The following is a 21,522-nucleotide window of genomic DNA, read 5'->3' as shown; positions in this document are numbered from 1 at the left end:
CATGAAAGTATGTATATATCAGACCGACCCAGTATTACTGGACATTGAAGCCAATCTCGACGACACCATCGATAAGATCGCCGCCGCCAGGGAGCAGGACGCCGATATGGTGGTCTTTCCCGAGCTCGCTCTCACCGGCTATTTCGTGCGCGAACGTTTCCACGAGGTCGCCCTGCGCATAGATTCTCCGGAAATCCAGCGCCTGGTCAAAAGCACCCGGGGGACCGCCGCCGTGGTCGGATTCATCGAGGAGTCCCAGGCCATGAACTTCTACAACTCGGCCCTGGTAGCCGTGGACGGCGAAATTATTTTTGGCTACCGCAAGCTCAACCTGCCCAACTACGGCGTCTTCGAGGAACGCAAGATCTTCTCCGGCGGTAAACATATTCGCGTGTTCAAGCACAAGGGCCTGACCTTCGCTCCTTTCATTTGCAACGATCTGTGGCACCCGTCCCTGCCCTATCTGGGCGTCACCCAGAAGGCGGATATCTTCATCACCCTGTTCAACTCTTCACAGGGGTCCATGGGCAGCGAGTTCTCCAACATCGAGAGCTGGAACATCATCAATCGTTTCTATTCACGGGTATTCGGCGTCTATAACCTGTGCGCCAACCGGGTGGGATGCGAATGCTTCGAGGATCGACGCTCGGACGGCGGCGACGCGCCCGGCGACACTGCACCGGAAGTGGATGACGACCCGTTCCGTTTTTGGGGCAGAAGTGAAATAATCAACCCTTTCGGCCAGGCCATCGTGACGGCGGCCCTGTTCGATCCCGATGTGATTTATGCAGACATTTCCCGGGATCTGATCCGCCGAAAAAAGATTATGCTGCCCTACCTGCGCAACGACGACCCCTACTTCACCCACCGCGAATTGGAGAGAATTTTGTATGAAAAAAATCCGGAAAAGTGAGTTTTCCCTCCTCAACATGTGCCTTCGAAAATATGGTTTGTGTTAATTCTAATAATCGGCTCATATGTTACTCCTCGATCTCGAGTTGTGTGGACAACTCGATCATCGAATAGCACTGGGTCTTATAGATGGCAAGGCCTCTATACACTTACCTGGCCCCAAGAGTCAGGGTTTTTACGATGGACTAAACATGCTGCAAATGAAGACAGCCTCTTTAAAGCGTTTGGTGCCATTTCTCGGCCTCAGCATATTCATATTGGCGGTTATCGTCATTTACCGCCAACTGCACGATTACCGGTTGCATGATATTTTGACCCGCATTGAGCAGATACCGCATGCTCAATTCGGGTTGGCCCTGGCATTAACCGTATTGAGCTATGCAATCCTGACCTTCTACGATCTGCTGGCACTGCGCTATATTGGGCATCCAATCGAAATTGCCAAAACCGCTCTTACCTCCTTTCTCGGGTATGCCTTCAGTAATAACATAGGTTTCTCCATGATTGCAGGCGCTTCGGTGCGTTATCGCCTCTATTCTACTTGGGGGCTTTCGGCCCTGGAAATTACCCAGGTGGTCCTGTTCTGCACAACCAGCCTCTGGCTCGGATTTTTTGTTTTGAGCGGCGTCGTTTTTGTGAGTGACCCCCTGGCCTTGCCCCAAAGCCTGCATTGGTCTTTAACGACGGTTCGTCCCCTCGGCATCGTTCTGCTTGCAGCTGCCGGAATATATTTCGTCGCAACGTTGCAGAAGAACAAAACGTTGGCATTTAAGGAATGGCGATTCTCGTTACCATCATGGCGACTGGCAACCGCGCAGATGGCAACCGCGTGCGCGGACTGGCTGATGGCCGGTGCCGTACTCTACTGTCTGTTGCCCGCAGGAACATTCGTCGGCTTTGGCCATTTTCTGGAAATTTTTCTATTGGCGCAACTCGCCGGTTTGGTCAGCCAGGTGCCCGGTGGTCTGGGTATCTTCGAATCGGTTATTCTCACAATGAGTCCGGCCGGGACTGCCACTCCGGGCGTGATGGGCGCGCTTGTTGTCTATCGCGCCATTTATTATCTATTGCCTCTTATGGCGGCGACGCTTGCCTTGGGCATCGAAGAACTGATGCGCAAACGGAAGCTAATGGTCCGGATTCAATCCCTGGCCGGCGGTGCTGTGGACTCGATGTTTATTCCGCTACTCAGCGTCAGTGTATTCGTATCCGGCGCCATTCTTCTTTTCTCCGGCTCCCTGCCCGCCATTCCTCACCGTATGACATATCTGCATAAAATTTTACCCCTACCTTTTCTGGAAATTTCTCATTTTTTGGGAAGTTTATTCGGTGTAGGCCTGCTGCTGCTGGCAAGGGGTATTCAAAAGCGAGTGGATGCAGCCTATTTGCTGGCCGTCAGTCTTCTAGCGCTAGGCGTCGTGGTTTCGCTGCTCAAAGGCTTCGATTACGAAGAGGCATCGGTTCTGTCCCTTGTGTTGATAGGGCTACTTCCCTGCCGACGGTTCTTCTTCCGACGCACTGCGCTTCTTTCCGAAAGTTTCACCCCTGCCTGGTTGGCAGCCATCGCAGGGGTGGTAATCTCATCGATCTGGTTGGGATTCTTTGCGTTCCGCCACGTGGCTTACAGTCATGACCTATGGTGGCATTTCAGCGTATGGGGAGATGCCCCACGCTTTTTGAGAGCTACGGTTGGTGCATTTTCTCTGATCTTGTTGTTCGGGATCGCGCACCTGATAAAGCCGGCCCATTACAGACCGGTCAACACCGCGACACCGTTGCCAGGGTCGGTTGAGGCCATTGTTGCAAAATCGCCGGTAGCTTCGGCCAATCTCGCTCTGTTGGGTGACAAGCAATTCCTGATCGATGACAATCAACAGGCTTTCATCATGTATGGTACGACTGGAGAGACTTGGGTGGCAATGGGCGATCCCGTGGGCCCCACTGACTTATGGCCTGAGCTGCTCTGGCAGTTTCGGCGGGAGGCCGACCGCTACGCAGATCGGGCTGTTTTCTACGAAGTCGGGCATGCCCATCTGCATCTATATCTGGACATAGGGCTAAGCGTTCTAAAAATAGGTGAAGAAGCACGCGTTCCCCTATCAGACTTTTCTCTCGATGGAAGCCAGCATAAGAAACTCAGATATATTCACAACAAATTGAGCAAGCTGGGATGCACATTTGAAATCATTCCCAAAGCTTCTGTGCCGGCCCAGTTGGATGTACTGAAAACAATCTCCGATACCTGGCTTAAAGAAAAAAATACCCGCGAAAAGGGATTTTCCTTGGGATTTTTCGATACCGCTTATATCGGCCGATTCCCTATAGGCGTTGTTCGCAGCCAAAACCGTATTGTGGCCTTTACAAATATATGGGAGGCTGCTGATAGCGAAGAGCTCAGCGCGGACCTAATGCGCTATCTGCCTGATGCCCCCTATGGCGTCATGGATTATTTGTTTATCGAACTTTTGCTTTGGGGTCACGCCCAAGGCTACCGTTGGTTCAACCTGGGTATGGCACCTTTAAGCGGGATGAAAACCCATGAAATGGCTCCATTGTGGCACCGCATCGGAAACCTGGTGTTCCGATTTGGTGATCACTTTTACAACTTTCAGGGGCTACGCGCGTATAAGGATAAATTCGATCCGGTCTGGCAACCCAAATACATAGCTGCGCCGGGTGGTCTGACCTTTCCTCGCTCTCTGACAGATATCGGTTCATTAATCTCCGGAGGACTCAAAGGAATCCTATTCAGATGAGGCAGAGACGGCCAACAAGACGGTTTATAGGGCTTTTTTATTGACATCTAAGTTGCGGGTGTAACCGGACTTCCAAGACTTACAACAAAACGATCCCTATTTCGCCGCCCAGCAGCGATTTGTTTAGCAATCGCATCTTTGAGCTGATCCTCGCTCCCGTTTTGAAGAACACCGATCGCATCTAGATTGCCGAACAGGCAACATCTCCCTTCGATATATTTTGCCAATTCATTGATATCCACAACAAAATCTTTTTTACTTTCTTCAAACGCCAGGGCATCGGCACCGATTGACAGGATCGCATCCAATTTTCCGGCGGGATCGCCTGAAAAACCATAAATGCTCTTGAGTCCCAACCTGCGACATTCGTCCACAACCTGACGCATATAAGGTACACTATATGATTCATAGGCTTCGGGAGAAATCAAGTCGGTAAAGCATTCCCATATCAAGATCCCGGCCGCACCGAGTAACGCCGCCTCTCTTAAAGAAGATATTGTTCGAGCCGCAAAATGAGGACATGCACGTTTTACCAATTCCGGTTGTCCTCCGATCATTAGCATCATGCCCTCAAATCCCCATAATTCATACATATGCCAAAGAGGGGCATCCGTGTACGCTATTGGATAACGTTCTGAACCATGCTCCTTTATTAAAGTATGTGCAAGGTCCACATTGTCATCCGGATTAGTTTTATTGGTCCTGATTGAAAATAACGGCAAAATTGCGGCATCCAGTTCTTCCTCCGTTGTCGGCAAGTGGCCGGTTTTAACCGATTCCAATTGACCACGTCGAGACCATCCACCAACGGCTGGTGGTTCTAGTTTATTACGTTTGCCGTTTGTTTTATCGATAAGGAATACACCTTCGGGGTTATCTTCAATCTTCAGATTCGCTCGTTCTTCACGAGAGTAAAAGGAGCCAACATGCAGCAAGTCCTGTTCTGTGTGAGAAAGTACATCCCGACGCCAGGATGCTTGACGTTCTATGTCGGGTGAATATTGATCGTACCACGGGGCGGCTGTCAGTTGATCCCAATGATCCCGGACGAAGACATATTCCCAGCAGTCTACAGCTGCAAATTCTTTAGATCCTTCCTCCGAAAAAGCCGCTTCGATTTTTTGTTTTCCGGTCAGCATGTTGATTCCTCACGTTACCTTTCAATAGAATAAAATTAATTCTAGAAAATTTACATCGGTGTGACCGTATCTGTCAAACCAATGTGATAACCTGTTTATACAATATTCAACAACGGGAGGATTTTCCAATGAGAATACAGGAAATATGCACAGATTATCAGGACCATTTTGAATATTTCGGTAAGTTGTTTTAGCTGCTAATCAGCCTATCCGCCGGGTTTTTCCCATATCGCTGGTTTCGATTAACCACCGGCTAAAATTGCCTGTATACTTGCAACAAGCAGGTAAAATACCGGGACGACCCTATTTAAGTATAGATGACATGCACTATATTATCGTGATGTATGGGGGTGTTAATTAGAAAAAATTTTACTTTGGAAGACAGAACCACGAAAGGAGGAAACGTGTTACATATAGGACATTTTTCATTCGATGAGCAGAATAATGATTTAGATAATAGACATGGATATTTTACTTGCGTTGTAGATGTTAATAATCCTGAGGACGCTATTTCAAAATTTGCAGGATATATTTTGGAAATGAAGAGTTCCGAATCCTGTTTCGCCAATATGAAATACGTGTATATAGAGGATATTATTAAAATCGCTACCGTGCCCGAAGAACCCATTACGACCTGGCTGCAATCCTCTGAAGGCCGATTTCCAAGATCTACCAGTTACTCATTGCCTTCTGCTGTCAAAAATGGAATCGATGCCTATGGTATGCTTTCCAATGTTGCAAAACATGAAAAGGATGAAAGTGGTCAATATCTCTATTCCAATCCTTTTATCGAGTTTAATTAACCCAATTTGAACTATAAAAAGTCCTATCATTGGTAGCCCTTCGGACATCTATTGGAGTTCTGATCATGCCAATAAAAAATGGTGCTCAACTAATTACATACCCCGACAGTCTGGGACGAAATCTACCCGAACTGCACTATAAACTGAAAAAATATCTTCATGACGCCATCGGTGGTATTCACCTGTGCCCTTCTATCCTTAAAGTTGGCCATGACTATTATATCGGCAGGTCCTATTCGCGCAGAAACCACCAGGTTGTTCACTGAGGATGAATACAATAACCTCGTCGCTGAAATAGCATGATAAAAGAATATGTAGAGAAATTCAGAAAAAAAGGGCCAACGGCTCTGGCCGACCTGAGTGATGAAGAACAAGCGGCCGTCGCCATCTGGTCCCGTAAAGTGGTGGATGAGTATGGATCAATACTGGTTGAACATCCTGCGAAGATAAAAGACGTTGACGCGCTGCCTTTCACGAAGGATACAATCAAAATCGCCATTAAAACATTGATGCTGGCGTATGCGTTAACTGATTCGGAAGACATGCTGACCCTCCTTAAGGACCGATACGTACGCTTAAGCTCGTTTCAGGTAATGGGCAGGGAAGAAATAAAAACAGATTACACAGAAACCGGTGATCCAAACCAAGCCTTGCCTGATTCAAACACCGCAAGTGCCTCCACCCGTCAAAAATATATGCAATTGGTACTTTCAGAAGAAAAAATTTTATTTGAAGACATCGAAAACTATCTCAGTGACTTATAGATACGTCTGTCACATTCTTTTCTGGAAAGTCAGCGACAAAGAGGACGCTTTCAAAGTGGCTGAAGGCATTCGCGCTGTCATTGCCAGCGGCATCGATGAATTCCTGTATGATTATCCCTGCCAGTCCAAACCTTGGTCGAAATCGTAGACGAACATTTGCAGGACATCATTAATAAATTAAAAGAATGATCGCAGCAGTGATGATCGCTGTTGTTAAACGATTGGAAGCATTCTCCAATGAATTTATGAGTTGTTCGAGTCTGTTGAGTTGCAATTTAAATCCCAGATCGCCTTTTTCAAGCTTGCCGAAGCACAGCCCGGTGCACCTGAGACAACGAGGCAGCAGCCACCGGTTCGACATCAAAGACTTAAAAAATATTATCAATTGATATGTGAACTGATTTGGCTTTATAAATTAGAGTTGACTATTCTCCTGAACTCGTCGGATAGTCCTGTCCATAAGCCGTTCCACAAGTGAGGGAACCAATCGTTTTGCAAGACAGGTCATTCGGCCCTCGAAACCAGGGATAATGATGGGCTGCTTTTTCTGTATGCCCTTGACCAGGGCTTTGGCAACATCTTCTGGTTGCATCAGACCTGCATTTCCCGAAATAGCCTTCGTTTCTTCCGGTTTGGTCTTGTTCTCAACATCAAAGGCAGGTGTGTTCGTATCTGGCGGACAGAGTACCGACACCATAATGTTAAATGGCTTTAGCTCGCTTCTCAGAGCCTCTGAAAAGCCCATAATAGCAAATTTGGATGCACTGTAGTCGGTTAAACCGAAGACACCCAGAAAACCTGCTATCGAAGAAACATTGATGATGTAGCCGCCCTTCTCTTTCATTAATGGCGCCAATTTCTTTGTCGTATGCCATATGCCATAAAAGTTGATTTTCATGGTTTCGTCAAACTGCTCGTAACTGATATCCTCAAAGTAGTGAGGGTAAGCCCTGCCTGCACAGTTGATGAGGATATCGGGAATACCATACCGTCTTACAGAGGTTTCCAGAACCTGTTCAACCATAGATCTATCTGCAATATCCATCTGCATCCAGGCAACGGTCTGTTCGGATAAGTTGCGTTGTGCTGAAATTTCTTTTATTGCCCTGGCAAGCTTATGTTTATCGCGTGAAAAAATAGTTATATGGGCACCGTATTCGAACAAAAGTCTGGCGGCCGACAACCCAATCCCGCTCGATCCTCCGACAATGTATACGATTTTATTTCTAAAATCTTTCATATTTCATCAACCTCTAAAAACCGCTATACTTAAAATAATTAATCAAGAACGGTATGAATGGATTAATCACCCGATTCGAAACGAGCGCCGAACTGATTCAAGTAAATAATTTCTTCAAGGGTCTTTCTACCCCTGGGAACATGCTTATCGGTTGGTAGGCCCAGTGTCATGCAGATCACCACTTTTTTATCCGTCGGTATATTTAAGATTTGTTTGATACCGGCTTCATCGAAGGCGCCGATCCAACACGTCCCATATCCCAGTTCAACAGCCTGCAGAGCGAACTGAGTTAGCGCGATGGTGATATCGACCATGTGCCATTTAAGTTTGGGATCAGCCACGCCGGCAATAAAATAAGCACAGTCCTTGACAAATCCCTGGTTACCACATGCTGGTACAAGCCTTTGTTTAACCACCGGATCTTTGACCAAGACAAATTCCCAGTTCTGGCAATTGTTACTCGAGGCAGCGAATTGCAGAGCTTTAAAGAGGACATTCAGATGATCAGCGGGAATCGAAGCTTCAGAATAGCGTCGGATGCTAAGTCGTTTTTGAATCGCTTCTTGAACGTTCATTGCAGAAAATTCCTTTCTATTTAGAGGCACACCTTAAAATTTCGACTAGGCTCTCTTAATAGGCCATCCGCCTCTTTTTTCTGTAGCCTTGCCTTTTTAAATAGAGAGTTTGCCATTAACCGTGTTTTGATTTCGCTGCTCAATCGATACTGAACCATCTTTTCCAACTATCTAAAATTGTACTTTCAGATGTAGACGAATTATCATTTACATATTTCAACGTGCAAATTCAGACATAGATATGCATATCAGCGAAGCCGGGTACTAAATACCCAGATGGTACTACAGGTGGCCCTAACCGGTTGATTGGAGCAATATCAGATTTATTGATGAATATTTTGAAAGTGATATACAATCGTTATCTTGGATTTAGGCTCCAAATAAACGACCACAATATCTTGATGCCCAACTGATACTTAGCTTTGATTTGATTACAGCGCCTGAACTCACGATTTCGACCTGCGGTGTTAGGCACCCAGTCTTCCCTGTTTTTCCAGTTCATCAGCAACCGCTTCGAGTCCCATGGATTCCAGGGTTAGCCGGGTGGGCCAACCCGTGGCCGGATTCCATCCCTGGTGTCGATAAAACCGGGTTTTAAAGTCTTCAAACTTGTCCCTGTCGAAATGGCGGCCGCTTGTTTTCACATAATCCCATTTCCCATCACGGATGCCCGGCATATATTCCGGCGAGCCGTCAAAGGTGGTTCCGGGCTGAGTATAAAGATAATCGGCAAACGTTACCATGTCCCTGTGGCGGCCCTGAAGGGTCCATATCGCCTGATCCAGATTCCAGATTCGCTTCCCCAAAAGGGTACCGTCCAGATATGAAAGGTTCTTGCCGGTCACATTATTGAAAAATCTTGGTTCGGCCAAACCGGTAGCCCCAGACCCATCCGGGCTGTACAAGTTGAGGAAATCCGGCCATCTGAAATCGCAAAGCAGGGCCGACTGTTTCCAGAAACGGGTATAATACCGGTGCCAGGTTACCAGCTTTATAATGTGGTCCGAGTACATATTTTCGGTGGAGAAATCGAGCATCTTTAGATCCCCCTGGTAAGGGGCCATCTTGTCTGTGATGATCTTGACCACATCCCGGGCCGGCGGCAGCGGGATATTTCTGCGCTTGTACGCGGTGGGAAAGGCCCGTAGCATGTCAAAGCAGTGCTCATTGATGTCGCGGTCTCCAAGGACCGTGCCGTAAGCCCAGTCCAATTGTGACCGTTCCAGTTTGTGTCGAGGCAGGCCCCAGTTCGGAAACGGCAACCTGCCGGTTTTCAGATCCGATTTATCTCCCGAAAGCCGGCCCCAGGCCTCGGCTGCCCGAACAAACCCTTCGGCCAAAACGTCGCCGAAAGGATGGGGCTTGCCATTTCCGTCGTTGCGATAGGATATGGCTTTTACCAATTGCTCGGCATAGGCCAGGTCCCCGTAACGGTCAAAATCCAGGGGGCAGTCAATAGCTCTTCCGGGCCCCAGCACCCCCTCCCTGTGCAGGGATTTCAAGTACATCTCACCGAAAAACATTTCTGCGGCATTCAGGCCGTATTGGTTGATGAGGTCGGCAGCTTTTCGCTGGGTAATCAAGTCCTTGCCAACCACGTAAAACAAGGAGTTGAAGCAGATCGCCTCGTTACCGATACCGTCGCTGTACCGGCCCCGGCAACCGGCTGTGCAACCCACGCAAGCCTGTGGCCGATGGGCTTCTTTGGGTCGCCCCCCGCTGTACAGGGTCATGGGAGAAGGTGGGCTCTGGAACCCAAAGGTAAATCGCCTGCCTTTCAAGTTCATCAGGTCGAAACTGTAGTATTTTTTAAGCCAGATACGGGATGCCAGCAATGCCTTTGGGTCGTGAACCCGGATACTCCCCGTACCCAGGACGCTCACGGCCTTGAGCCCCTTTGCGCCGAACACAGCGCCAAACCCTCCCTGCCCGGCGGCATTCCCGGCATCGTGCAGGAGGCAGGCCATGCGCCCCAGATTCTCCCCGGCCGGTCCTACCGCCAAGACCGCCGGCCGCTGGGTGGTAGCATACCCGTCTGGGGCGCCCGCCTTATTATTGATACGGTACCAGTCTTTATAGGCTCCTTTTCCGGCCACCACGTCCCATATGATTTGCTGGCATTCCCAAGTTGTGGTGCCCCATAGCTTGAGAGGTTCACATTCCTGGATTTTCACGACTTGATCCCGGATGTCGATCCAGACCTGGCTGTCGGCTTTTCCCTGGATCACGATTCCGTCCCACCCGGCGTACTTGAGCATGGCTGCGAACCGACCCCCGAAATTGCTCCGGGTAAACCAGCCGATGGGCCAGGACTGGACACCGATACCCTGGACCTCAGTACGCGCGGCGCCGGACGGAACCAGGGTGCCGCTCAGGGGAGAGGTCATGAGCGTGAGCAGATTATCCGGGTGAAAGCCATCGATGGTTTTGTCCTTCACCCGGTCAAAATACAGGGCCGATCCCATCCCGTGGCCTCCCACCCAGCCTTCGTACTTGATCGTGGGGAGTGCGGTGATGTTACGGCTGCTTAAATCAATGCTTAAAATTTTTCCTGCATACCCGTCCATTCTCATTCTCCTGTCTTGATGTCCCCATATCCCAGGCTGAGCCAGGCATCGCCCCGCAGGTTTACCTGGTATCCAGTATCACCTGTTTGCACGGGGATATCCCGGGTAAACGAAATAGCACCCACCGGGCAAACTTCGACACAGGCCTGCTTACCCTCCGGACCACCTCCGGATTCATCCCAGTGGAAAGGAGCTTGGGCGCAGAGATCGCACTTGCGACTTACTGCCCCATAAACGGATTCTGCATCGGGCTGGACCATCAACCGTTTAGGGAGATAGGAACAGGCTTCCACACATGCACCGCAGCCGACGCATTTATCCTTGTCTACCCGGCGGACCCCTCCCTTACCGGCATCGGCTTTCAGGGCACCCTCGGGACACGCCTCTGCGCACGCAGGGTCCGTGCATTGCCGGCATTGAAAAATGCCAAGGTCATGTGGGAACTTTGCGAAGGGGTTCTGGCACACCTGAATCCGGGACAGGGACAGATTCTCCCGACCTTCATGGACAAGGGAGCAGGCCAGCATACAGCTTAGGCATCCCTGGCACTTTTGGGCATCCACAATCAGGTAACCCTGGGAAGGTGGAATTTTTGTCCCTCCAATGGTACCGGCCATAACATAATAACCGGGTCCCAGTGAGAAGATCACCAGCCCAGAGCATTTAAGGAATTTTCTCCGGGTAAGATCAGAAGCCATTTTCATCTCCATTCAATGGACTTTGATTTACACCAATTTTGACATACCGGCCCAGCACTTTCAGTTTAAATAAATATCACATTTAAAGAGGCCTCAAGTTCCATTTTCCCAAAATGAGTTATTCTTGCATTATTCATTTTCTTTGAACTCAAGAATATTGAAACTTTGTAAACTGGAAAACTGAAATAAAAGCGGACGTAATGGAATAGTAGAGGGGCGGTTTTGTTCAGATTTAGCCCGCATCATATGATTTGCAGATTATCAAAAAAGTATTAAAACCACAAGATGTTGATATGTATAGTGTTTTGGATGGGTTGTGATAGGCTCCAATTTCATTTTACAAACCAAATATCAGCCAACTGGTGATTGATGGAGAGATACTAAGGTTATCACTCTCGCCTCCACAACCTGTGATTATTCCACATTTCTGGCTGGAAATAGCCAGGCTCGCCATTGCTGATACCATCTATCTTACAATTTTGCAAAAAAGGTAGGATCGGTCTGGCCGACTGTCTTTATGATAACATGAAAATGCAAGTGGGCTCAATTTTATGTCGGTGGTGGTACTCTAAAAAACCTGAAAACATCATGAAACTGGCATGAGGCATCAAAGTGCGGCTTTTTATAAATTACTCTTTGAATGACAGAATAAAACGTTCTTCTAATTCGCAAATAGGTGCTGAGTGGGGGATGAGAATTAGGTCCCCCACCCTGCAACTTTGCCATCCGGTGCGGTTGACACAAACGTGTTGAAGAAATCTTCTCCATCAGCTTCGAGATAGCTTGTACCAAGCCAACCACCTAATCTTAAAGATCTTTACATGCTATTAGAATCGCCAGTTGACGAAGACCATACCCTTGGCCAGTTCCTGCGGGAGGCCTTTGAACCACTGGTTTTCATTAATGATGTTGACAAGACCGATTTGAACACCTGACTGTGCGCTTTTGGCGTAGTTGACCCAGCCTAACTGGAGGCCTGTCAACTTGCCGGCATAGTTGAAAATACCAGATTGCCAACCGGTAAAGCTTTCGGATGCCCAATTGACCCAGGCCCACTCGACACCGGCATAGTTTTGGGCATAGTTGACCAAACCCCAGGAAAACCCCTTGCTGTCACCGGTGGAACCGTTAACGAACCCTAATGCGAATGCGCTCTGTGGATTTTCACCCCAGATATTCAGTGTGAATCCGTTGATGCGGGTATCTCGCGAATGGATAGCAACATCCGGAACCAGACTAGCTTGAAATGGTTTGCTGCCTTCAGCAAAGGCACTGGTTGCTACAAGGCAAATGACTATGGCTATCAATATTTTTTTCATCAGTTTCCCCCTTTTGTAATTTTATCTGTTTAAGAGTCAAATGTGAGTTGAAGATGGCAAAGGACGCATATATAATTCGAAAAATTTTGTCAAGATTGGCACCCACAAAGGTACAGATAGATGCCAAAAATCTTAAACTTTTTGTGATGTGTCATTACACAATATAGTTTATTTTACCATATTTTTTTAGGTCCGGTTTTTCTGATTTCCCTTCCTTTGCTTTGACCGTTCAATCTGCGATGATAACGTAGCATGAGCCTTCCACACCGCCTGTAAATTCAAACTGCAAGGTTGCTTTTATATCGCCTGCAGCCTCAGGATCAAATCCCGTTGTCATCAGGAGCAAAAAAGTTTCGATTGAATCGCGCCTGGGAATCATCTCTTCGTCCACAAATTTTTTTGAGGTTACCCCTTCGGTGATGCAGGTCTTCCACCAGCAGTTCGCAATTAATATAAGTTCAGAAACATTATTCGTCAACGGTTGTTGTATACGTGCCAATGTTTCCGGAGAAACCCTATGAGCCTCCACGATTTCCTTACCTGCCTGGATGGTGGCGTCGAGTATATTTTTCTCTTTATCGCTTCCATACATCATAAATTCGGCCCCAGGGCGGTAGATTTCGGCCCATAACATCCCTTTTTCCTGCGCTTCATAAAGAAATTTTACATAGTGAGTCAATCCACCAAAGGCTGACACTGCCGCTTTTTTGGAATTTTACAACTCTAAGGCATCAAATAAACGTCTCTTTTTCTCAATTGGCCATCAGGCTCAAATCAGCCAATCATGACGTCCGCCGGCAGTTTGCGTGCCAAAATGTCCGCGGCCTCTTCCACCATCTCCTCAAGAATGACCGCGGCAGGTTTTATCTCTTTAATCAACCCGGAAACCTGCCCTGAAAAAGGGCCCATGAACTCCTTTTTTTCTGCGTTGTTGAACATCTCCGCGAGAGCGGAAGCAAACAGGACCTGCTGCGGAAACGGCAGAGGCTCAAGTCCCGAATTCTCCCAGAGATCATGCAATCGATTGTAGATAGCGCGCGACGTTTTTCCTGTGTACAGGTAAGACCGACGGGTGTCTTCATCAGTCGCCTCGACAATAGTCTCTTTCTGAATCGGCAAGGCACCCCCCTCTTCAGAGGCCAGAAAACGCGTGCCGACCCAGACACCCACACAGCCGCACGCCAAAGCAGCCGCCAGGCCGCGTCCGTCGCCGATGCCGCCCGCTGCAAGCAGAGGCGTCGGAGCCACAGCATCTGCTGCCTGAGGCCACAAAGCCATAGAACCAATGCGTCCGGTGTGACCGCCGCCCTCATGCCCTTGAGCAACCACCAAGTCCGCGCCTGATTGGGCTATGCGTCGCGCATTCTTCGTATTTCCCGAAATGCCCAGCACCTTTATACCGGCAGCGTGGGCGTCGGGCACCATAAAACCAGGATTCCCCAATCCCGAGCAGAACAAAGGTACCTTTTCTTCTATGCAAATCCTGACTGCGGCATGAGGTCGGGTGACGGTGCTGCCTGACGGAGTCCTTGACGTAATCTCCGGCAAAAGCATCTCCTGCTGCACCTTTAAGATAAGATCAAAATGCTTCTGAGGCAGGGTTTTGATTATGTCGGCCAATGCAAAGGTGACGCCTTTCTTAAAGGGCTGATCCCCTGCCTCTACGATCGCCCGGGGAAGCAGCAGATCAACCCCAAAAGGTTTGTCTGTCTGCTTTTTAATCTCCCGGATATGTTCCTGCATTTCTTCTACTGTAAAACCAGCCGCTCCAAGCACTCCCAGACCGCCGGCTTCTGATACGGCCACCACAAGTTCCACTGGTGCACCGGTTTTTTCACCGATGAGGCTAGGTCCCATGCCGGCACTCAGAATGGGATATTCAATGTCCAACAGGTCACACAATTTTGTTCTGAAAATGCGTTTAGCCATATTTCTTCCTATCTTTTAACATTTCGAACGGCGTTGCATCGTAATTTTCTAATATGCTTCAGGAGTGATTGAACACTCCCCGCAGCAAGCTTAAGGGGAATCTTCACCGTAAGGAATTCTATCAATTATGATTCGCTCGCTTACCCTGCAGCAAGCTGCAGGGACTGTGCTCGCTATCTCGGTTCAGTCTATATATGTCATTACACCAGCATCAGGATAGGATAAACATTTTTTTTAATTTTCACGACAGCCAAAGCGGCCATGTTAAGATACCTTGACAATATACGCCGCTAAACAAAGCAAGCTCTTTAACATTTCCTTTAAGCTGCACAGCGGCCTGGTCCATTGTGGTCAAAGATGCTACAGGACATTCCTCAAAAGCATTTGAAAGATACTATTAGGAGAAAGCGTCAAGGGCTAAGGTGGTGGCCGCAAAAATCAAAGAGCTCTCAGAATCTAAACAACATTCTGGAGCTCAAAGATTTCACTAACTAACTGAATTTACAGTTTTAAAATGGAGCGGGAAACGGGATTTGAACCCGCGACTTCGACCTTGGCAAGGTCGCACTCTACCACTGAGTTATTCCCGCTCAATAGAAGTGAGATAGATACCGATAAATTTCGCCCTTGTCAACATAAAATACAAAATCACGGCATGATTTTATTTTGATCCTTTCTTGACTTCTGAACGCAATTGCGGAAGAAATGTAATTGCGTCAAGTTTCCTATGAATTTTCCACTTAGAAACAGTTCACGAAACCTTTGGCAGGCAGAAAACGGCACGGGAACATGCGTTCAGATTTATACGTGAATTGGTTGTTCCCGCTGTACAGGAGGGACAATGCTTCAGTCAAGCGCGGTTGAAAAGAGAACGGTTTCCCTGCAGGTGCTCACCGATGACCAGGTGGATGAAATCAGGCGTGCAAGTTTCGACGTTATGTCCAACGTAGGGTTCAACGTGCTGCACGCCGGGGCCCGGAAAATGCTCAAGGCAGCGGGATGCCGGGTTAAAAACGAGCGTGTCGGGGTTCCCGAACACGTGGTAGAGGCTTGCCTGGCCACTGCTCCCAAAGGCTACAACATCTACAGCCGGGACGGCCGGCGGGCCATGGAGGTGGAAGGCCGCAAGAGTTATTACGGAACCGCCACGGCAAGTCCCAACTCCATGGATGCCCTCACCGGCGAGATCCACCCCACCTATGTGGCCGACATCGCCAACGGCGCCAGGGTGGCCGATGCCATGGAACACATCGACTGGGTCATGCCCATGGGATCGGTCCAGGACGTTCCGCCCACGGTCGCCGATCTGCATGAATTCGAAGCGGTGGTCACCAACACCACCAAACCCATCGTCTTTATCGGCTATACGCCCGGAGGCGTCGAACTGGTCTATGAAATGGCGGCGGAGGTGGCCGGCGGCCTCGATAACCTCCAGAGCAGACCGTTTCTCATATTTTACCCCGAGCCCATCTCTCCCCTGGTCCAACCGGCGGACGTCATCGACCGGCTGTTCATCTGTTCCGACCTGAACATGCCCCAGATGCAGGGACCCTCGATCCAGTTCGGGGCTACGGCCCCGGTAACCATCGCCGGCGGGATCGTTCAGGGCGTCGCCGAATCCCTCATGTGCCTGGTGCTGGCCCAGCTGCGCAACCCGGGCTGTCCCTGCAGCATGGGGTGCAACTTCAGCGTCTTCGACATGTCCTCCGGGCTGCTTTCCATTGCCTGCCCCGAAATGAGCCTGGCGCTGGCAGCTTATGCGGAGGTCGCCCTGTCGTTCGGCCTGCCCACATGGGGCTTGGCCGGAGCCACCGGGGCAAAAACCCTGGATGCCCAGGCCGGCGCCGAATCCGCCTTCTCGATACTGGCCCAGGGTCTGGGCAGCCTCAACCTGATTCACGACGTCGGCTACATGGACGACGGCATGGTCTGCTCCCCGGCCCAACTCGTGCTGGGCAACGAGAATATCGGCATGGCCAAACGGTTTGTCCGCGGCATAGAGATCAACCGGGAAACCATCGCCCGGGAAGTGATCGAAAATGTCGGGCCCGGCGGGCATTTTCTGGCCGACACGCACACCTTGAAACACTTCAAGGACGAATTCTGGACGCCGGGGCTGATGGCGCGGGGTGATCGCGAAACCTGGATCCAGGCGGGTTCCAGGGACACCATGGCCGTCGTCCAGGAGAAACTTGTCGACATCATCGAAAATCACCGGGTGCCCGGCCTGCCGGGGTCCGTGCTGGAGGCGCTTGCCGTGATCAAAAAGAAGGGGGAAAAGACGCTAACGATCCGGTGAGGCTCCCATAGGGCAACCATGCTTTCATTTTGTTAATTGATTTTATTGGGTTTGTTGAGCTACTCGATAGCCCGATGAGCTCAAGCGACCCACGAAACTCGCTAACCATCGAGTTTCCCCTGCTCGGTGGTTCTAGAGCAACCCCTGCTCGAATGCCTGCACACAAGCCTGCACGAGCTTTTCCTTGCGCTCTTCGACGGGGACGGGCGCATGGCTTGCCATGAGCTCGGAGACCCGTTGCCCGGCCCTGGCCAGCAGGTCCCTGCGTCCTGCCCGATCCCACTGCTCGAATCCCAGACGATTCATCAGTCCGGGACGCCACTGGGTTTCGCGCAGGTGTGCCAGGGTGTGCGGGTGCGACAGGAACTCGCCCTTGCGGCCCCCTTCGGCGATCACCTCCACGGCCAGGGTTTCCTCGTTCACGGGAACCCCCTGCTGCATCCTGCGGTACTGGTCGATGATCTCGTCCATGATGACGATCATTTCCAGAGATCCGGTCAGGCCGAAATCCAGGTAACCGATGTCATGGTTGAGGTTGGACCCCGCCACCACGGACATGTACGTCAGCAGTCCGGCCTCGAAGGTCGCCTGTCCGTCCGGTATCTGGGAGTCGCTGGTACCGGCATATCCCCAGTTGGGAACGTTGAGAAAATGGCTCATTTCGACCGCGGTCAGATAGGCCATCAGGTACTCCGGCGCATTGTAGCTGCACTGGCTGGTGCTCATGTCCAGGACGGCGGCCCCTATGCCCATGAGAAACGGTGCACCCTTGCGGCTCAGCTGGTGAATGACCAGCCCGAACAGGGATTCGGCCAGCCCCTGGACCACATGGCCCGCAATGGTCATGGGCGCGGTCGAACCGGCGATGGGGGCCGGGGAATAGATCACCGGCATGCCCTTCTCCGCACAGAACATGAGCCGGTCGACGCTCGCATGCGGGTGTTTGAGGGGGCTGATGGGTTCGGCGTAGTGAATGGTGTAGGGTTCCGCGGTGTGCCGGGCCTCGCTCCCCCGGAAAATGGTGCCGATTTCCCACATCCTGGACAAGTCGCCGCGGTCCTTGGCGGTGTTGACGATGGGTTTGGTGGAGTTGGCCGCCATGCAGCGGAAGCTCTCCAGGTAGGCCGCGTCGGGGTGGGTTTCGTGCGGGTGGGCAAACGACATGATGAAATCGATGTTCGGCAGGGCGTCGCACAATTTGGCCGCCCTGGCGACGTCGGCCAGGCTGGCGCGGTGACGCTCGTTCTTCCCGGCGTCGAACGACCACATCAGGTCGGATCCGGTGCCGAAATACGCCCGCCGCCCCCCGAGATCCATGGCGTGCTTCCCCTCACGATCGAAGATACGAATGTTGTTCGGTGCGCTGGCAAGGGCCGCTTCAACCAGTTCCCGCGGCATGAAAACGTTCCCCCCCTCCTCCACCCTGCAACCGGCATCTTCCAAGAGGCGCAGGGCTTCCGCGTGCAACAGCCGCATGCCGCCCGCTTCCAGCACGCGCAAAGCGGCGTTGAATATTTTTTCCTTGTCATGTTCAGACAGGACTCTCAATTCGGGTTGGAACCCGACGTTCATCGTTTCCATCGTTCACTTCCTTTCGATTTCACCTCAAAATTGCAACGTTGAGGTTCAATAAACCCCGTAGTTGGATTATTACAGGCAACCGCGCATAAAAAAGTATTCCTTAACCAAAAAATGAGCTATACCCAAACTGCTTTTCAAATATGGGTTGATGGTGTAACCTATTTCTAAAATTTGAAACGCTCAGTTTAGGTGTAAGCTAAAGGCACTATAACCCACTTTGCAAAAAATGAAAGCCCAAACATTTGGATGTTGTTGCGTTAAAACCGTTCCCAAGTTGCAACATTGCTCTGACCGATTTCAGACTTAACTTCCAGGGATAAAACATCATGGTGACAAATGACGCTGCAGAGCACTATCCCGCCCTCCGTTTTTTATCCACGAGCCGGATCCGCAAAATCTATCAGGCGACCCTGACCTGCCTGCAGCGCACGGGCGTCGAGGTTCACAATACCGAGGCTGCCGGCCGCCTGCAGGCGGCCGGAGCGCGGGTCGATGGCCCGAGGGTGCGCATCCCGGCCCATATCATTGAGGACGCGGTTGCCGCAACGCCGCCGTCTTTCACCATTTTCGGCAAAAAGGCCGCATGGGACATGACCGTCGGTCCCGGCCATGTCAGATTCGGACCCGGGCCGACCTGCACCTATTTCATCGATCCCCACACCGGTGAAAGGCGCAAAACCCGCAAGGGCGACCCGGCCCTCACGGCCCTGGCCTGCAACCATCTTGAAAACATCGATTACGTCATGTCGCTCGGCCTGGTGGACGATGTTACGCCTTCCCTGGCGCCGGTACACGAGTTCGCACAGATGATCACCCACACCGGCAAGCCGGTGCTGGGCTGGGCCTTCAGGAAACAGCACCTTCAAGCCATCTACCGCATGGCTGCAGCCGTGGCCGGGAGTGAAAACGCTCTCCGGAAAAAACCCAATTTCGGCTTCTTTTCCACCTGGCAGGCGCCCCTGATGCACACCGATGAAGACCTGGCCAACTGCCTTTGGGCCGTCGAAAAGGAGATCCCCGTCATCTATCTCGGCGGTGCCCTGGCCGGCATGAGCGCGCCCGTTACCGGTGCCGGGCTGCTGGTATCCAACCTGGCCTGCATGTTGAGCGGGCTGGCCATATTTCAGCTGAAAAAACCCGGAGCGCCGGTCTGCCTGGGGGCGGTTCCCGCGCCCATTGACCTGAGGACCGCACGCGTGGCTTACGGCGGCCCGGAAATGAGCATCTATTCCGCCGCCATGTCGGAAATCATGCACTATCTTGGCCTGCCCTTCATGGGGACCGCCGGTGCATCCGACGCCAAGGAGCTGGACCTGCAGGCTGCCATCGAAGGCACCCTGCAGGTGGTGCTTGCCCAGATGAGCGGTGCAGACATGGTGCACGACACCGGTTTTCTCGACTGCGCCGACATCGGCTCCCTGGAAATGCTGGTCATGACGGACGAGGTGATCGCGATGGCCAAACGGCTCTCCAAAGGCATCGAGGTGAATGATGAAACCCTGATGCTCGACAGCATCGACACCGTCGGTCCGGGCGGCACCTTCATTGCCGAACCGGAAACCGCCAGACGTTGCCGGGCAGAGATCTTCCAGCCCGGCCTTCTGGACCGGGATGCGTGGCCGACATGGCAGGAATCCGGCGCTGAGAGCATGCGGGACCGCATCAGGGAAAAACTGGCCGACATTCTTTCCAGGCCGGTGGAAGTCAGCCTGCCCGGTGACGTGCTCGACCATATCGAAACCATTCTAATGAGCGCAGAAAAAAATGAAAAATAGGGGGAAACATGTTTGCAAACCGTGATATGAGCATTAAACGTATCAAAGCCCGCAAGGAGCACAGATGCTACGGCATGGGACTGGGTATCATCATTCTTGATGACGTCTACCCCGGATTTCCCGGCGACGTGAGAAACGCCAGCGCCTATCCCTTTCCCATTCAGTTCGAAGTCGCCGAGGGCGTCGACATCAAGGCGCTGGTGGTGGATCAAGACAAGTCACCCTGCCTGGCGCCGATTCAACAGGCCGCGCGCAAACTCGAGCGCATGGGTTGCCGCGCCATTGCCGCAGAATGCGGTTATTTTGCCTATTTCCAGAAGGAAATCGCCGCCCACGTGGATGTGCCCGTTTTCATGTCCAGCCTGTTGCAGGTCCCCTGGGCCCAGCAAATCGTCGGACCGGACAAAGTTGTCGGCATTCTGGTGGCGGAAAGGGAGTACATCTACGACGACCACCTGCTGGCCGTCGACATAGAAATCGGCAGCAATTACGTGATCGCAGGTGCCGAAGACGACTATGACTGCCCCGAATTCGAGCACCTCTGGAGCCAGAACAACCGCACATCCCCGCCGGGCGCCGTCTATGAAAAGGCGGAGAGGGACTTCGTCGCCGCAGGAACCGCTTTTTTCGAAGCCCATCCCGACATGGGCGCAATGGTACTGGAGTGTACGGGGTTCCCCCCGTTTGCCAGGGCCCTGCAGCACGAAATAGGCATCCCCCTGTTCAGCTGGGGGACCCTTATGGATTTCGCCTTCGGCGTCACCGTGCACCGTGATTACTATGGGCACGTCTAGCGTGTCCCCCCTCAGTTGCATGAACGACATGGTAAATGATACGTAGATTCGTGGACCCGTAGGGCCCGACACTGGTTTCACTCTGGGAGGGTGTTGTTTGGATCTTTTGAATTTCGGTCATTCGATATTGTTTAGGATTTCAATACGTCAGTAAAATATTCAGTTCAGGTGTTTCTCAGTTGCGAGGACGGATGAGCCGTAAAAATGAAAAACAGATCGACGCAGAGCAGGTCAGCATGCAGATCCTCATGCGCCTCCGGCAGATTCTTCAGGAGATGTCGAAGCACTCCAAGATGATTCTGGAAAATTACAAGATATCGACCCCCCAGCTCATCTGCCTGCACGAGGTTTTCCAGCACGGCCCCATCTCC

General features: G+C 51.1%; 18 protein-coding genes, 1 tRNA gene and 1 pseudogene. 9 read left to right on the top strand and 11 right to left on the bottom strand.

What is annotated here, in order from left to right; translation table 11 throughout:
* Window position 1 precedes the first annotated feature (1 nt).
* Window positions 2-913 carry a nitrilase gene (locus tag LJE94_17170; GenBank protein ID MCG6911833.1) on the top strand — a complete coding sequence of 304 codons (912 nt, stop codon included), beginning with the start codon at window positions 2-4 and terminating at the stop codon, window positions 911-913.
* A 190-nt stretch (window positions 914-1,103) separates the two neighbouring features.
* A complete protein-coding gene (gene mprF / locus LJE94_17165) occupies window positions 1,104-3,668 on the top strand; it encodes a bifunctional lysylphosphatidylglycerol flippase/synthetase MprF (protein MCG6911832.1) in 2,565 nt (854 codons plus the stop codon).
* Between the two features lie 47 nt (window positions 3,669-3,715).
* Here the strand turns inward: mprF and LJE94_17160 are convergent, their stop codons facing one another.
* Window positions 3,716-4,807: a uroporphyrinogen decarboxylase family protein gene (locus LJE94_17160; protein MCG6911831.1), complete on the bottom strand. Its 1,092-nt coding sequence runs from the start codon at window positions 4,805-4,807 to the stop codon at window positions 3,716-3,718.
* A 404-nt stretch (window positions 4,808-5,211) separates the two neighbouring features.
* Between LJE94_17160 and LJE94_17155 the strand changes: the two genes are divergently transcribed.
* The 3 genes from LJE94_17155 (at window position 5,212) to LJE94_17145 (ending at window position 6,522) form a co-directional block, all read left to right on the top strand.
* On the top strand, window positions 5,212-5,610 hold the full coding sequence (locus LJE94_17155; GenBank protein ID MCG6911830.1) for a hypothetical protein: 399 nt from the start codon (window positions 5,212-5,214) through the stop codon (window positions 5,608-5,610).
* A gap of 299 nt (window positions 5,611-5,909) precedes the next feature.
* A complete protein-coding gene (locus LJE94_17150; GenBank protein ID MCG6911829.1) occupies window positions 5,910-6,374 on the top strand; it encodes a hypothetical protein in 465 nt (154 codons plus the stop codon).
* Window positions 6,364-6,522 carry a hypothetical protein gene (locus LJE94_17145; GenBank protein MCG6911828.1) on the top strand — a complete coding sequence of 53 codons (159 nt, stop codon included), beginning with the start codon at window positions 6,364-6,366 and terminating at the stop codon, window positions 6,520-6,522. The genes LJE94_17150 and LJE94_17145 overlap by 11 nt, the downstream gene beginning before the upstream one ends.
* Before the next feature lie 148 nt (window positions 6,523-6,670).
* Here LJE94_17145 and LJE94_17140 read toward each other — a convergent pair whose 3' ends face one another.
* From LJE94_17140 to LJE94_17100, 9 genes and pseudogenes are all read right to left on the bottom strand, one after another.
* Window positions 6,671-6,724 (bottom strand): hypothetical protein, encoded by a 54-nt coding sequence (locus tag LJE94_17140; protein ID MCG6911827.1) that lies wholly within the window; start codon window positions 6,722-6,724, stop codon window positions 6,671-6,673.
* Between the two features lie 65 nt (window positions 6,725-6,789).
* The gene (locus LJE94_17135; GenBank protein MCG6911826.1) at window positions 6,790-7,614 is read right to left on the bottom strand and encodes an SDR family oxidoreductase; all 825 of its coding nucleotides are present in this window, start codon (window positions 7,612-7,614) and stop codon (window positions 6,790-6,792) included.
* Window positions 7,615-7,676: 62 nt separating this feature from the next.
* Complete coding sequence (locus LJE94_17130) at window positions 7,677-8,189, bottom strand: nitroreductase family protein (GenBank protein ID MCG6911825.1); 513 nt, start codon at window positions 8,187-8,189, stop codon at window positions 7,677-7,679.
* A 467-nt stretch (window positions 8,190-8,656) separates the two neighbouring features.
* Window positions 8,657-10,756: an aldehyde:ferredoxin oxidoreductase gene (locus tag LJE94_17125; GenBank protein MCG6911824.1), complete on the bottom strand. Its 2,100-nt coding sequence runs from the start codon at window positions 10,754-10,756 to the stop codon at window positions 8,657-8,659.
* 104 nt (window positions 10,757-10,860) lie between these two features.
* A pseudogene (locus LJE94_17120) lies at window positions 10,861-11,283 on the bottom strand (4Fe-4S dicluster domain-containing protein).
* A gap of 998 nt (window positions 11,284-12,281) precedes the next feature.
* Complete coding sequence (locus tag LJE94_17115) at window positions 12,282-12,773, bottom strand: hypothetical protein (protein MCG6911823.1); 492 nt, start codon at window positions 12,771-12,773, stop codon at window positions 12,282-12,284.
* Between the two features lie 229 nt (window positions 12,774-13,002).
* Complete coding sequence (locus tag LJE94_17110) at window positions 13,003-13,452, bottom strand: hypothetical protein (protein MCG6911822.1); 450 nt, start codon at window positions 13,450-13,452, stop codon at window positions 13,003-13,005.
* A 95-nt stretch (window positions 13,453-13,547) separates the two neighbouring features.
* Window positions 13,548-14,702: a nitronate monooxygenase gene (locus LJE94_17105; protein MCG6911821.1), complete on the bottom strand. Its 1,155-nt coding sequence runs from the start codon at window positions 14,700-14,702 to the stop codon at window positions 13,548-13,550.
* A gap of 515 nt (window positions 14,703-15,217) precedes the next feature.
* Window positions 15,218-15,292, bottom strand: a tRNA-Gly gene (locus LJE94_17100).
* Window positions 15,293-15,543: 251 nt separating this feature from the next.
* On the opposite strand from LJE94_17100, the gene LJE94_17095 reads away from it, so the two are divergent.
* Complete coding sequence (locus LJE94_17095) at window positions 15,544-17,001, top strand: trimethylamine methyltransferase family protein (GenBank protein MCG6911820.1); 1,458 nt, start codon at window positions 15,544-15,546, stop codon at window positions 16,999-17,001.
* A 132-nt stretch (window positions 17,002-17,133) separates the two neighbouring features.
* Here LJE94_17095 and LJE94_17090 read toward each other — a convergent pair whose 3' ends face one another.
* A complete protein-coding gene (locus LJE94_17090; GenBank protein MCG6911819.1) occupies window positions 17,134-18,582 on the bottom strand; it encodes a trimethylamine methyltransferase family protein in 1,449 nt (482 codons plus the stop codon).
* A 326-nt stretch (window positions 18,583-18,908) separates the two neighbouring features.
* Here LJE94_17090 and LJE94_17085 point away from each other — a divergent pair, with 326 nt between their 5' ends.
* The 3 genes from LJE94_17085 to LJE94_17075 all read left to right on the top strand — a co-directional run.
* Window positions 18,909-20,357 carry a trimethylamine methyltransferase family protein gene (locus LJE94_17085; GenBank protein MCG6911818.1) on the top strand — a complete coding sequence of 483 codons (1,449 nt, stop codon included), beginning with the start codon at window positions 18,909-18,911 and terminating at the stop codon, window positions 20,355-20,357.
* A gap of 8 nt (window positions 20,358-20,365) precedes the next feature.
* Window positions 20,366-21,151, top strand: coding sequence for an aspartate/glutamate racemase family protein (locus LJE94_17080; GenBank protein MCG6911817.1), 786 nt, complete (start codon window positions 20,366-20,368; stop codon window positions 21,149-21,151).
* 191 nt (window positions 21,152-21,342) lie between these two features.
* Window positions 21,343-21,522, top strand: a 180-nt coding sequence (locus tag LJE94_17075) for a hypothetical protein (GenBank protein ID MCG6911816.1), incomplete at its 3' end; no start/stop codon positions are given.

The organism is Deltaproteobacteria bacterium, assembly GCA_022340465.1.
Taxonomy (GTDB): Bacteria; Desulfobacterota; Desulfobacteria; order Desulfobacterales; family B30-G6; genus JAJDNW01.
Note: the sequence above shows the minus strand (reverse complement) of the source record. Positions and strands in the feature narration are given on the sequence as shown.

Bases quoted from the DNA above. Each gene is read 5' to 3' on its own strand.
- LJE94_17170 (MCG6911833.1), top strand. From the start codon at position 2: ATGAAAGTATGTATATATCAGACCGACCCAGTATTACTGGACATTGAA.
- mprF (MCG6911832.1), top strand. From the start codon at position 1,104: ATGCTGCAAATGAAGACAGCCTCTTTAAAGCGTTTGGTGCCATTTCTC.
- LJE94_17160 (MCG6911831.1), bottom strand. From the start codon at position 4,807: ATGCTGACCGGAAAACAAAAAATCGAAGCGGCTTTTTCGGAGGAAGGA.
- LJE94_17150 (MCG6911829.1), top strand. From the start codon at position 5,910: ATGATAAAAGAATATGTAGAGAAATTCAGAAAAAAAGGGCCAACGGCT.
- LJE94_17135 (MCG6911826.1), bottom strand. From the start codon at position 7,614: ATGAAAGATTTTAGAAATAAAATCGTATACATTGTCGGAGGATCGAGC.
- LJE94_17130 (MCG6911825.1), bottom strand. From the start codon at position 8,189: ATGAACGTTCAAGAAGCGATTCAAAAACGACTTAGCATCCGACGCTAT.
- LJE94_17125 (MCG6911824.1), bottom strand. From the start codon at position 10,756: ATGGACGGGTATGCAGGAAAAATTTTAAGCATTGATTTAAGCAGCCGT.
- LJE94_17115 (MCG6911823.1), bottom strand. From the start codon at position 12,773: ATGAAAAAAATATTGATAGCCATAGTCATTTGCCTTGTAGCAACCAGT.
- LJE94_17105 (MCG6911821.1), bottom strand. From the start codon at position 14,702: ATGGCTAAACGCATTTTCAGAACAAAATTGTGTGACCTGTTGGACATT.
- LJE94_17095 (MCG6911820.1), top strand. From the start codon at position 15,544: ATGCTTCAGTCAAGCGCGGTTGAAAAGAGAACGGTTTCCCTGCAGGTG.
- LJE94_17090 (MCG6911819.1), bottom strand. From the start codon at position 18,582: ATGGAAACGATGAACGTCGGGTTCCAACCCGAATTGAGAGTCCTGTCT.
- LJE94_17085 (MCG6911818.1), top strand. From the start codon at position 18,909: ATGGTGACAAATGACGCTGCAGAGCACTATCCCGCCCTCCGTTTTTTA.
- LJE94_17080 (MCG6911817.1), top strand. From the start codon at position 20,366: ATGTTTGCAAACCGTGATATGAGCATTAAACGTATCAAAGCCCGCAAG.